Here is a 12,911-nt window from a genome sequence, read left to right as displayed (position 1 = left end):
GGCGCCCGCAGGGCGGGCCGCAGGCCCGAGCCCCAGGACGGGGCGAGTCCATCTCTCCGGCATAAACAGCGCCCTCCATTTGGAGGGCTTTTTTGTATAGCTCAGCTGGAGATCTTGGTTCGGACTCCCCGAGTTCGACAAATTCGCAGGCGCCCTGCCCTACCCGCCTTCCCACCCACTCTACCGTCCCGACGCCTGAACACGCCCTTCGCGGCCGAGCATTGAACTAAATGCAGCTTGGAGCAATCAATGGGAAGTGTTAGATTTTGGTTCAGTTTGCCCGGACTGAGCCTTTGATGCCTCAACGGGGCTTATGATTGCCGCAGCGGGTGACGCCGGCGCTCCATCTCCCGTATGGAGCAGGCGCGGCAGCGAAGTCCGGACACTATTTTTCAGTTATGAGCAGGTCCTCCCCAATAATGTATGTAAAATCAAGAACCTACGGATTTACCACCCCTCTCAAGCGCCTTTCCATCGTCCTTGTACTTGCCCTCTTTTCGGCGGGTTCCTTCGCCGCCTTCGAGCCCCTGGAGCCGACTTCGGGACAGGTGAAAACGGCCAAGGACGTGGTTCGCAGTCTGGAGGACCGCCATTACCGCGACATGCGCCTGGATGACCAGGTCTCCGGGCGCTTCCTGGACAACTACCTGGATATGCTCGATCCGGCCAAGACTTTCTTCTTCCAGAGCGACATCGATGATTTCAACAAGAATCGCAAGCGCTTCGACGACGCCTTGAAATCGGGCAACCTCGAACTGGGCTTTGAGATTTTCAACCGTTACCGTTCGCGCATGAAGGTCCGTCTGGAAGCCGTCCTGTCCCAGCTCAAAAACGAAGATGCACAGTTTGACTTCACCAAAGACGAAGACCTGTTGGTGGACACGGATGATGCGTCCTATGCGCCCGACCAGGCCGAGGCCAACACTCGCTGGCGCAAGATGACCAAATCCAACCTGCTGAACCTGATGCTTGCGGACAAATCTCTGGAGGAAGCCAAGGAGACGCTGATCCGCCGCTACACCAACCAGCTCAAGCGCCTGGATCAGTACACCAGCACCGACGCGTTCGAGACCATGATGAACGCGTTGACGACGCTGTACGACCCGCACACCAATTATTTGTCGGCACGTACTCTGGAGAACTTCAATATCAACATGTCCCTCTCTCTCGAAGGGATCGGCGCCGTTCTCAAGGTGGAAGACGAATACACAAAGGTGGATCGGATTGTTCCCGCCGGGCCTGCCGACAAACAGGGTCAGCTGCGGCCCGCGGACCGCATTGTCGCTGTTGGACAGGGCGATGAGGGCGAAATGGTGGATGTAATTGGCTGGCGCCTGGACGAAGTGGTCAACCTTATTCGGGGCCCTCGCAACACCGTGGTACGGCTGGAAGTCCTTCCACCCGACAACGTACCGAAGACCATCCGCATCACCCGAAACACAGTGAAACTGGAAGACCAGGCGGCCAAAAAGGCGGTGTTCGAGCTCACCGATGGCGAGTCCATCTACAAAGTGGGAGTGATCGACGTACCCAACTTCTACCAGGACTTCCAGGCATACCGAAACGGTGATCCCAACTATCGCAGCACCACGCGCGATGTGCGCCGGCTTCTGGACGAATTGGAACAGGACAAGGTCGACGGAATAATCCTGGACCTGCGAGACAATGGCGGCGGCTCGCTTCAGGAAGCAACCATGCTGACCGATCTCTTCCTTGACCCGGGTCCGGTGGTGCAGATCCGCCAGAGCGACAATCGCATCCTCCGGGACCGCGGTTCACGCAGCATGGCCGCCTTTCGCAAACCCATGGTGGTGTTGGTCAATCGGTTCAGCGCCTCGGCATCAGAAATCTTCGCAGGTGCCATTCAGGACTACCAGCGCGGCCTGGTTGTGGGCAACCAGTCCTTCGGCAAGGGCACGGTTCAATCACTGGTGAAAGTTCATGAAGGTGAGCTCAAGATTACTGAATCCAAGTTTTACCGGGTATCCGGCGACAGCACGCAGCACCGCGGTGTGGTGCCCGACGTTGCCTTCCCGGATCTGATCGATCTGGAGATGGTGGGTGAAAGCTCCTACGACTACGCCCTGCCCTGGGATCAGATTCACGAAGCGCCCCATGCCAAATACTATGAGCTGGAGCCCATGGTCCCCCTCCTCCAGTCCAAGCATGAGGAGCGCGCGGCAAACGACCCGGATTTTGTCTATCTGGTGGAGCAGGCCGAGATCAGTAAGGCCCTGAACGATCGCAAGATGATTTCCCTCAACCTTGCGGAGCGCAAGGCCGAAGAGGAACGCCTGAAGAAAAAAGCCATGAGCCTGGAGAACAAGCGGCGCGAGGCCAAGGGCCTGACTCCCTACAAGGACCTGGAAACCTATCTGGCCGCGGAAGGCGATGAAGCGCTGGATGGCGAGGAAGAGGAACCCATTAGCGACCCGGGAGAAATCAGCCTCGAGAAGGATCCGGTGCTGAATGAAACCGGCTACGTTCTGGTGGACTACATCAAATTGCAGCGCTCGGATCGCGTACAGAAGGTCGCTAATTTCTGAGTTTGCGAGGCCGGCGACCCCGGCCCATCTTGAAATCGTCAAGGCCGCCCGCTAATCTGGGCGGCCTTTTTTTTGCGCGCCGTTTCTTTCACTGCAAGCCTCCATAAAAACCTCCATGAAAGTTGTTTCCTTTAACGTCAACAGCATCCGCGCACGGCTCCATCAGCTGGCTGCGGTTATCGAACGTCACGACCCCCACATCATCGGCCTCCAGGAGACCAAGGTGACCGACGAGGAATTTCCCCTCGCGGAGATCCACGAACTCGGGTATCAGGTCGGTTTTCACGGGCAGAAGGGTCACTACGGGGTCGCCCTCCTCTTTCGCGACGGTCTGCAGGGCTTGCAAAAGGGCTTCGACCACGACGGAGAGGAAGCCCAGCGTCGTTTTATACAGGGCGAGTTCGACGTTCCGGGTTTCGGAGCACTGGGGGTGGTCAACTGCTACTTCCCCCAGGGCGAGAGCCGGGACCACCCCAGCAAATTTCCCAACAAGGAGAAGTTCTACGGCGACCTGCGCCGTCAGGTGGAGGAGAAATTCCGTCCCGATCAGCCCCTGATCGTAATGGGTGACATGAATGTGGCGCCAGAAGACTGCGACATCGGTATCGGCGAGGACAACCGCAAAGCGTGGCTGCGCAAAGGCAAGTGCAGCTTCCTGCCGGAAGAACGCGAGTGGTTGCAGACGCTGTGTGACTGGGGTCTGGCGGACACCTACCGCAAACACTACCCGGGGAACGCCGAACAGTTCAGCTGGTTCGATTACCGCTCCCGCGGCTTCGAGCGGGAGCCGAAACGCGGCCTGCGGATTGACCACATTCTCGCCACGCCCGTGCTGATGGAGCGTTGCGTGGCGGCAGGCATCGACTACGAGATTCGCGGCATGGAAAAGCCTTCCGACCACTGCCCTGTGTGGGCGGAATTTTACTGACAAAATGACAGCGCGCCGCCGACCCGGCAGGCAGCGGCGACAACCGCCTGATCAGCTCTCCCGGAAGTTCAGGTCAAAAGTCACGGCGACGCTCTGACTGATACTGGGCAAGCCGGCCACTTCCCGGAGCTTTTCAATCCCCTCGATCAGACCCACATCCTTGCCGTGGACCAGGAGAGGCCGCACGCTGCTTACTTGCAGGGATCCGTCCGCCAGTCTGACCACGCGCACCGGGCTCGCGACCGGCGTCTCGAGGCCGTGCATGGCCAGTTTACCGTCGAGGATCAGTCGGCGGGATTCGCCTGCCTTCATCTTCTCCAGATCGCTGATGGGAACCTGGGCCTCGAGTACCGCCTGCGGGTGGCGGTCGACCAAAAACAACATGTCGCGCATGCGTTCATCGCGAATGGGAATGGCCGTGTTGACGCTCCCCAGTTCGATGACCAGTTGCGCATGACCTTTCCGATCCACCTTGCCCGAAAGCTGTTCGAAGTGATGAACTTCCGCCACGTTGGCGGCTTTGGTGGTCACAAAGTTCAGAAAGGAAGCCCCGTTGTTCAACTCCCAATCCGCATTGGCTGAGGCGGTAAAACAGGCGAGGAACAGAAGGCTACCGAGGCGCACCGGGAGGGCTGAGAAAGCAGAGGATAACAAGCGTGTATTCATTGTGTTCGACGACTCCTGATCTGAACCAAAGGTGTGTGAGGGACACAGGGTCCGGCGGGCCACTATAACCGATGAGCTCGGGTTTTGCTCCCGATCCCTTCCTCTCGGCGACAAGGAAGGTCTGGCAAGCGATTCCAAAAATTGCAAAAGCCTCAGCGAATCGGCGGCAGTAGATCCGCCGGGCGCGCCGCTTCTTCAGCGTTCAAGGCCCGAGGTGCGGGAGCAGGCGCAACCGCCGGAACCCGCGGGCCCCACAACCCCGGGCTCGAGTGCCCGCCAGGATCGGGCGCCGACGACCACTGGAGCCGGAGTGCTTTGTGGCCAGCCGGCGCGGTTCGACTTTTGACGAGTGTCGGGGCTCGCGCGCGCCCCCGCCATCGGCTCCGTATGTATGGGCCACCCGGCCACTACCCTCTGTATGGGCGGGATTCGTAATCGCATTTGGAAATTGAACCGCGTCTCATAATCGACAAGGGCCCGAACCCCCGACATGATTCCCCGTTGGCGGGTACGATTCCTGCTACACACAACCGGTCGCAGGGCCTGAGGGGTCAAGCTGCAAATCCCAAGGTGCGCACGAGGCGCGCTGGATATCATCAGAGAAAGCTGGGAGCTAACGATGAAACCGACACTGTCTACTTTTCTTACCACTGTTCTATGTACCTGTGCCCTGACCGCCTGCACTCAGGAACAGGGCGGAAGCGTTGGCATGGGCGAAACAGAGGAAGAAACCCAAACCGAACAAGCGGAAACCCAACCGGAGACCCAGAGCCGGGGCCAGGGCGGAACCACCGATCAGCAAATCGATTTGCCGGAGGAGTCCCCCGCGGCGGGCGGCACTGAGACCCAATCGCCGGATACAGGGGTTCAGGAGCCGCCCAGCAGTACTGAACAACAGTCTCCGAGCCCGACCAGTCAGCCCGAATACAATCAACAACCCGAGGCCGATCAGCAGTTGCCCGGCGCGGGTCAGGAAGAGACCCCACCGCCAAGCTCCAACTGATCCGGTCTGACCCCGAGGCGGAGCGCGCCCTCGGGCGCGCTTCTGTCATGGCGACTCCCGGGCGCACGCTCAGTTAGCGCAACCGAGCTGAGTGATGGTAGAGGCAGGGACCTCCCAGGTCGCGTAAGGAGGGGACACGCGGGCACCCATCGCGCTTTAGTGGAGCGCGCGGCCGGTCAGCTCGCGTGCCTGCGGCTAACGCAGCAGGTCAGGTACGCAGCCAAAGCAGGTCGGAAAGCGTGGTGAGGCAAGCGGCGACCGGAGGTCACCGCCTTTCGTGTTTTCGGTGCTCGAATCGTCGGGCGCAATCGCAGCCATTACCGGGTTACTGAAGCCGATTCTTCAGAAGTTTCTGGGCCTTGTCGGCTAATTGCTTGTTACTGTCCTGAACCTCGCGGAAAAATGCCGCCAACTCGCTGTCGTTGGAATTTTCTGCGTCCGCGCAGTACTGGTCCAGAGTGTCGGACCCCTGAAGCAAGTGGTACATCACACTGATCACATCGTAATTACGATCACTGGTTGGAGAATTGGTACCGGCCATATTTCCTCCTTGTAACTTCTGATAATCTTTGGGCTGCCAGGGGCAGATGAGTTGCTTACGGGGCCCCGCCCGACGCGGTGGATGCCATAAACCGGAAACTGCCACGTCCGTGTAGGGTCCAACATCAGTCCAACATCAGCAAAATGCATGCGATAAACATACCCGGCGCGCTAGCGACGGGCCCACAAGGACCCGTGAATACGGGTCGACGCCGAAGGTAATGACCGTGCCGCAGGGTATCCGCCGCAGCATGCTGGCCATCACTACCGCCCTGGTCCTGCTGGCCCTGGCCGTGACCGTCGTTGCCGTGCTGCAGGCAGCGAAAAACAATATCCGAGAACGCGCAAGTACCGACCTGGCCATGGCCGGGCGCGTGTTTGACAGAATGCTGCTGGACCGCAGGGAACAACTGTCCGGGCACGCCAGCCTGCTGGCCCAGGACATGCGCTTCCGGCAGGCGATCGCCAAACATGCCATCACTCGCAACGACAACGAAGTTGTCCAACTCCTACTCGCCCACCAGCAAAGCATTGCGGCCGATCTCAGTGTGCTCGTTGACGGGCGCGGCCGAGTTATTTCCCCGCGCCCGCAGGAAGACTTTTCCGCTTCCGTGTTTCGTCGATTGCCCGCCAGCGAGCTGAACCGGACATCGGCCGTGGCGGTAATCAACGAACGTCCCTACCAGCTGGTGTTCGCGCCGGTCAAAGCGGCCAACTGGGTGGCCTGGGTCGGCATGGGCTTCAGAATCGATGCCGAGTTGATGGATACGCTCAAAGCGGTCACACAGACCCAGGCCACTGTGCTCTATCAGGATTCCACGGGAGGGGTTCAGCAGGTCACTACCCTGCCCGATTCCCTTGCCGGGCTCCTGGAGCCGCGCAGCCGGCTGCAGCCCACTGTGGCGGACTTTCGACAGGCGCTGGAAGAGAATAACTGGCAGAGCCTGTCCTACCCTCTGCTCCAGTCCACCGAAGACGAGCTGCTACTCCTGCTGTCCACCTCAATCGCCGATGACCTGGCCGCGTACCAGGCTCTGCGCAGCCAGTTGCTCGTGGTTCTGCTGCTGATCGCACTGTTGGCCGCCGCTGTTGCGTTCTGGTTTTCCGGCCGAGCGAACCATGCGGTGCGGTCCCTGGCGCTGGCGGCGCACCGCATTGCCCACGGCGACTACAGCAAGAACCTGGCTTTTGCGGACAGCCGTCGGCTTGGACCATTGGAAAACGCCTTCAATGCCATGCAGCGGGCCATCGAAGAGCGGGAGAGTCATTACAGCTTCCAGGCGCAGCACGATCCATTGACAGGGGTCGCCAACCGCCACCATTTCGAACTGTGGATTACCTCGAAGCTCGCCGACCGGCAGCAACCGCCCTGCGCCCTGGTGCTCATGCAGATTCGCGGTTTGAGCCAGCTTACCGACATCTACGGCGTCGAAGCCGCGAACCAGTTGCTGAAAGCTGCCACCGGCCGGGTCAAAGCCGCACTAGGGGCCCGGGACCGGATTGCTCGCTTCGAAAGCGACCGGTTTTCAATTTACGTCGAAGGCACAACAGCGGAGACGGCCGATCAACTGCGCGAGCGGCTCACGTCCGCTTTTGCACCAGTTTTTCCCGTGGGCGACGCCGAACTGTCCCTGGACGTGCATTTCGGCGTCGCCCTGTACCCCGACCATGGCCACGCCTACGCGGATCTGCTCCGCCGGGCCAATATCGCACTGTCCCAGACTTTCGTGAAGAGAACTCATTTCGAGATCTACGAGAGTGGGCAGGACGCCCTGCACCTGCGGCGGATCCAGATCACCCACTCCCTGCGCGATGCCGCCATGAGCGACCAGTTCGAACTCTTTCTCCAGCCCCAGTTGAATCTGCGCAACCAGAACATTGAGCGAGTGGAAGCTCTTGTCCGATGGCGACACCCCGCCCTGGGGTTGCTGCTTCCGGACGAGTTCATTCCGCTGGCGGAACATTCCGGACACATTACGGAGCTCAGCACCTGGCTGGTGGATAAGGCCATCGCCCAGCTCTCCGAATGGAAGCGCAATAAGATCAGGGTGGGAATCAGTATCAATATCTCCGCCCAGGACCTGCTCAAGAGTCAGTTCGTCGACCACCTGGCCGCGGCAATCCGCGGTGCCCGCATCGAAAAATCGCGGCTGCTGGTGGAGATCACGGAAACCGCAATGATGGAGCAACCCCGGCAGGCCGTGCGCAACCTTCGGCGCCTGAGCCGAACAGGTCTGGCGGTGGCCATGGATGATTTCGGAACCGGGTTTTCATCCCTCAGCCAGCTCAAATCGCTGCCGCTTCAGGAGCTGAAGATCGACAAGAGTTTCATTCTGAACCTGGACAGGGACGGCGACGACCAGAAGATCGTCAAGGCCGCTATCGAAATGGCCCATAACCTGGGCATTACCGTAGTGGCCGAGGGAGTGGAAAATGAGCAGAGTCTGGCTATTCTGGACGCCCTCGGATGCGATCTGATCCAAGGGAATTTTCTGAGCAAAGCGATGCCGGCCCACCAGTTCGGAGACTGGCTCGCGGCGCTCGAGCCGCAACCTTTCGCCGACCAGATCGCCGCCGGGGCCCCGAAAAGCAGTCGTCTGAACTGACGAACCGCGGCAACGGGTGAAAAAACGCGCCGGGGGTGAACCGGTCAGACGAACTTCTAAAGCTCCAGCGCTTTCGCGGAAACGATCACACCATTGTTGTCCGCGTAAACAAACTCGCCCGGGTGAAAAGTGACACCGGCGAAGGTCACCGGGACGTTGAGGTCCCCGATACCCCGCTTTTCGGTTTTGAGGGGAATAGCCGCGAGGGCCTGGACACCCAGGTCCAGTTCCGACAGCGCGTCCACGTCACGCACGCAGCCAAATATGATCAGCCCCTCCCATCCGTTCTTCACGGCATTCTCGGCGATCATGTCGCCCAGCAGCGCGCGCCGGAGGGAACCGCCACCATCGACCACCATTACTTTGCCCTTGCCGGGCTTGCCCGCGTTCTCCTTCACCAGCGAGTTGTCCTCGTGACACTTGATCGTCACGATCTCGCCGCCGAAGGCATCGCGGCCACCAAAATTGCCGAACATGGGTTCGCAAACACGCACCAGATCGGGGTTGTTGTCGCAGAGGTCGGGAGTTGAGATAGGCATAGGAACAAGACGTCAGCAGTGGAAGCGGAAGGACTCACGGGAGACCTGATGACCGCCGATCCGGTGGCCGGTAGTCTCCCGCGCACACAAAAAAGCCGGCGCGAGGCCGGCTTGTTATTACAGCTTGGATTCCAGCTCTGGAATCACGTCGAAGAGATCGCCAACCAGGCCGTAGTCCGCCACCTGGAAGATCGGAGCTTCTTCGTCCTTGTTGATGGCAACAATCACCTTGCTGTCCTTCATACCGGCCAGATGCTGGATGGCACCGGAGATGCCAACGGCGATGTAGAGTTCCGGCGCAACGATCTTACCGGTTTGGCCAACCTGCATGTCGTTGGGTACGAAGCCCGCATCCACCGCTGCGCGGGAAGCACCCACACCAGCGTTCAGCTTGTCGGCCAGCTTGTACAGCATTTCGAAATTTTCGCCGTTCTGCATGCCGCGACCGCCGGAAACGATAACCCGGGCAGTGGTCAGTTCGGGGCGCTCGCTCTTGGCCAGCTCCTCACCCACAAACTTGGACACGCCGGCGTCGTGCGCCGAGTCGAGGCTCTCTACGCTTGCAGAACCACCTTCTGCCGGTGCCGGATCGAAGGCGGTGCCGCGAACGGTGATCACCTTGATCGGATCGGAGCTCTGAACGGTTGCAATGACGTTGCCCGCGTAGATGGGACGCTTGAAGGTATCGGCGCTTTCGACAGAGCTGATGTCGGAAATGGCCTGCACGTCCAGCAGCGCTGCCGCACGCGGCAGCATATTTTTGCCGCTGGTTGTGGCGGGCGCGAGGATGTGGGTGTAGTTTCCGCCAATTTCGCCGACCAGCTGTGCAACGTTCTCGGCCAGCTGGTGCTCGTAGGCTGCGTTGTCCGCGACCAGAACCTTGCTGACGCCGGGAATTTTCGCGGCGGCTTCGCCAACGCTGGCACAGCCGCTGCCGGCGACCAGCACTTCGATGTCACCGCCAATCGCTTGAGCTGCGCTGATGGTGTTGAGCGTAGCGCCTTTGAGGCTGCTGTTGTCGTGTTCCGCAATAACTAGAATACTCATCAGATTACCTTCGCCTCATTCTTCAGTTTGTCGACCAGCGCATCCACGTCTGCCACTTTGATGCCCGCTTTGCGCTCGGGGGGCAGTTCAACTTTCAGCAGGTTCACGCGGGGTTCAGCGTTCACGCCCAGCTCTTCCAGAGTGGTCGTGTCCAGAGGCTTCTTCTTGGCCTTCATGATGTTGGGCAGGGAAGCGTAACGAGGTTCGTTCAGGCGCAGGTCCGTGGTGACGATGGCCGGCAGGTTCAGCTCGACCGTCTGCAGACCGCCATCAATTTCACGGGTCACGGCAACTTTGCCGTCCGCAACCTTCACCTCGGAGGCAAAGGTACCCTGGGGCAGGCCGGTCAGAGCGCCGAGCATCTGGCCTGTCTGGTTGTTGTCCGCATCGATGGACTGCTTGCCCAGGATCACCAGGTCCGGAGATTCTTTCTCGATGATGGCCTTGAGAGTCTTGGCCACCGCGAGCGGCTCCACTTTTGTGTCGCACTCCACGTGAATGCCGCGATCGGCACCGAGGGCCAGCGCTGTACGAATTTGTTCTTGTGCTTGCTTGGGACCGATGGAGACAGCCACGATTTCGGTGGCAGTGCCAGCCTCTTTCAAACGGACCGCTTCTTCGACCGCGATTTCACAGAAGGGGTTGATGGCCATTTTGACGTTGGCGAGATCAACATCGCTGCCGTCAGCTTTTGGGCGCACTTTGACGTTGTAGTCAATAACGCGTTTAACAGCTACAAGTATCTTCATGGATGACCCATTCAGTTGAACAATGGAAAGGAATTCGGAGGCGGAGGATCCTGCTGATAGACTGTGCCTGGTGCCGCGGATTGGCCCCAAGTCAGGGCGGCGTCCCGCGAGCGGCGCATATGGTGAACGTTTCGCCTCTCAAAATCAACACTTTAGCCTTCCGACGCCGGGGCCCGGGAACGCAGATCCAAGCCTTGGACCGACGCTTCTTTGCACGGTTCTGTCCTCGAGCTTGCGTCTTCCGTATAATGCGCGCCGAAGTTTGGTTGGGGCCGGGCGGTTTTCATTTTATTGCGGTCAGAAGATTGTAGTAGCCAGGCCCTCCTCCTCACCTCACGCGGTACCCTCCGCCCTTGACTTGTGCACAATCCAGTTAGATACAGACAAGAGGAGCATATTGTGGAACGAGAAAGCATGGAATACGACGTGGTCATCGTTGGTGCCGGCCCCTCCGGCCTGGCAGCGGCCTGTCGGCTCCGTCAACTCAACGAGGACCTCAGCGTCTGTGTGGTGGAAAAAGGTTCCGAGGTGGGAGCGCACATTCTCTCCGGCGCGGTGCTGGAGCCCACGGCCCTGAACGAGCTGTTTCCAGACTGGGAAGAGAAAGGAGCCCCCCTTCTCGCGCCTGTATCCGAAGACCAGATTTACTACCTGACCAGCGAGACCGGCGCCATCAAGGTGCCGAACCTGTTTGCGCCCAAGACCATGCACAACCACGGCAATTACGTGGTGAGCCTCGGCAACGTCTGCCGCTGGCTGGCCGAGCAGGCGGAAGCGCTGGGTGTGGAGATCTTCCCGGGCTTTGCCGCTGCCGAGGTGCTCTTCAATGAAGATGGCAGCGTAAAAGGCATCGCCACCGGCGACATGGGTGTGGGTCCCAACGGAGAGCACAAGGACAGCTACATGCCTGGTATGGAGCTCCACGCCAAGTACACGCTGTTCAGCGAAGGCTGCCGGGGCCACCTGGGCAAGCAGCTGATCGACAAGTTCAATCTGAACGAAGGCAAGGACCCGCAGCATTACGGCATCGGCTTGAAAGAACTGTGGAAGGTGCCGGATACCCATTACAAGAAGGGTCTGGTCATGCACACCACCGGCTGGCCGCTTACCGAAAGCAAAACCCCTGGTGGCACCTTCCTGTATCACCTGGAGGACAACCAGGTTGTGGTCGGCCTGATCGCGGATCTGGCCTACAGCAACCCGTACATGAGCCCCTTCGACGAGTTCCAGCGTTTCAAGCAGCACCCGGTCGTGAAGAAGTTTCTGGAAGGCGGCGAGCGCGTCTCCTACGGCGCCCGGGCCATCGTGAAGGGCGGCCTGCAGTCTCTGCCCAAGATGACCTTCCCCGGTGGCCTGCTGATCGGCGACAACGCGGGCACCCTCAATTTCGCCAAGATCAAGGGCTCCCACACTGCCATGAAGTCAGGCATGATTGCGGCAGAAGTAGCGGTAAAAGCCATTGCCGACGGCCGCCAAAGCGACGAGCTTGCGGAGTACACGGACGCGTTCGAGTCCAGCTGGGCCTACAAGGAGCTGAAAGTACAGCGCAACTTCGGCCCTGCCCAGCACAAGTGGGGCAACCTGGTGGGCAGCGCCTACAGCTTCATCGACATCAATATTTTCAACGGCGCCCTGCCCTGGACTTTCCGCGACAGTACGCCTGACCATGCGATGCTGAAGCCCGCTGCAGAATGCGAGCGCATTGCGTATCCGAAGCCGGACGGCAAAATCACCTTCGACAAGCTCTCGTCGGTGTTCATCTCCAATACGAACCACGAGGAAGAGCAGCCCTGTCACCTGAAGCTGACGGATCCGAGTATTCCGATCGAGAAGAATCTGCCTCTCTACGACGAGCCGGCTCAGCGCTACTGCCCGGCGGGGGTTTACGAGGTGGTTGAGGAAAATGACGGCTCCAAGCGCTTCCAGATCAATGCGCAGAACTGTGTCCACTGCAAGACCTGCGACATCAAGGACCCGGCCCAGAACATCACCTGGGTGACCCCCGAAGGTGGCGGTGGCCCCAACTACCCCAATATGTAAGGGTTTCTGCAGCGATTCAAACGGCGCCTTTGGGCGCCGTTTTTCGTTTCAGATCAGCAGGTTGGGTCATTGTCTTCTGCGAGATTCTCTTTCGTTGATTTATCGTCCAAGTGGCAGATGTCCACTTCAGGGAACAGAACCTGGTGCTTGGTGCTGGGTGCTTGGTGCTGGGTGCTGGGTGCTGGGTGCTGGGTGCTGGGTGCTGGGTGCTGGGTGCTGGGTGCTGGGTGCTGGGTGCTGGGTGCTG

10 protein-coding genes are annotated in these 12,911 nt (G+C 59.7%); 5 read left to right on the top strand and 5 right to left on the bottom strand.

The genetic code is table 11. The features are described 5' to 3' along the window. Nucleotides 1-419 precede the first annotated feature (419 nt). Nucleotides 420-2,546, top strand: a complete 2,127-nt coding sequence (locus ACURWW_RS15035; protein ID WP_445617654.1) for a carboxy terminal-processing peptidase — start codon at nt 420-422, stop codon at nt 2,544-2,546. A gap of 115 nt (nt 2,547-2,661) precedes the next feature. Further along, on the top strand, nt 2,662-3,474 hold the full coding sequence (gene xthA / locus ACURWW_RS15030; protein ID WP_445617653.1) for an exodeoxyribonuclease III: 813 nt from the start codon (nt 2,662-2,664) through the stop codon (nt 3,472-3,474). Nucleotides 3,475-3,525: 51 nt separating this feature from the next. Here the strand turns inward: xthA and ACURWW_RS15025 are convergent, their stop codons facing one another. Then, nucleotides 3,526-4,140 (bottom strand): YceI family protein, encoded by a 615-nt coding sequence (locus ACURWW_RS15025; protein WP_445617652.1) that lies wholly within the window; start codon nt 4,138-4,140, stop codon nt 3,526-3,528. 619 nt (nt 4,141-4,759) lie between these two features. On the opposite strand from ACURWW_RS15025, the gene ACURWW_RS15020 reads away from it, so the two are divergent. Further along, a complete protein-coding gene (locus ACURWW_RS15020) occupies nt 4,760-5,143 on the top strand; it encodes a hypothetical protein (RefSeq protein ID WP_445617651.1) in 384 nt (127 codons plus the stop codon). 325 nt (nt 5,144-5,468) lie between these two features. On the opposite strand, the gene ACURWW_RS15015 is transcribed toward ACURWW_RS15020, so the two are convergent. Beyond that, on the bottom strand, nt 5,469-5,684 hold the full coding sequence (locus tag ACURWW_RS15015) for a hypothetical protein (RefSeq protein WP_445617650.1): 216 nt from the start codon (nt 5,682-5,684) through the stop codon (nt 5,469-5,471). A gap of 226 nt (nt 5,685-5,910) precedes the next feature. Here ACURWW_RS15015 and ACURWW_RS15010 point away from each other — a divergent pair, with 226 nt between their 5' ends. Then, on the top strand, nt 5,911-8,289 hold the full coding sequence (locus tag ACURWW_RS15010) for a putative bifunctional diguanylate cyclase/phosphodiesterase (RefSeq protein ID WP_445617649.1): 2,379 nt from the start codon (nt 5,911-5,913) through the stop codon (nt 8,287-8,289). Between the two features lie 56 nt (nt 8,290-8,345). Here the strand turns inward: ACURWW_RS15010 and rraA are convergent, their stop codons facing one another. The 3 genes from rraA to ACURWW_RS14995 form a co-directional block, all read right to left on the bottom strand. Further along, nucleotides 8,346-8,828, bottom strand: a complete 483-nt coding sequence (gene rraA, locus ACURWW_RS15005; protein ID WP_445617648.1) for a ribonuclease E activity regulator RraA — start codon at nt 8,826-8,828, stop codon at nt 8,346-8,348. 117 nt (nt 8,829-8,945) lie between these two features. Further along, nucleotides 8,946-9,875: an electron transfer flavoprotein subunit alpha/FixB family protein gene (locus ACURWW_RS15000; protein ID WP_445617647.1), complete on the bottom strand. Its 930-nt coding sequence runs from the start codon at nt 9,873-9,875 to the stop codon at nt 8,946-8,948. After that, nucleotides 9,875-10,624, bottom strand: coding sequence for an electron transfer flavoprotein subunit beta/FixA family protein (locus ACURWW_RS14995; RefSeq protein WP_445617646.1), 750 nt, complete (start codon nt 10,622-10,624; stop codon nt 9,875-9,877). Before ACURWW_RS14995 ends, ACURWW_RS15000 begins: the two co-directional genes overlap by 1 nt. A 414-nt stretch (nt 10,625-11,038) precedes the next feature. Between ACURWW_RS14995 and ACURWW_RS14990 the strand changes: the two genes are divergently transcribed. Beyond that, nucleotides 11,039-12,664: an electron transfer flavoprotein-ubiquinone oxidoreductase gene (locus tag ACURWW_RS14990; RefSeq protein WP_445617728.1), complete on the top strand. Its 1,626-nt coding sequence runs from the start codon at nt 11,039-11,041 to the stop codon at nt 12,662-12,664. Nucleotides 12,665-12,911 lie beyond the last annotated feature (247 nt).

This window comes from Gilvimarinus sp. F26214L (assembly GCF_054401055.1).
This window is presented reverse-complemented; position numbering and strand designations above follow the sequence as displayed.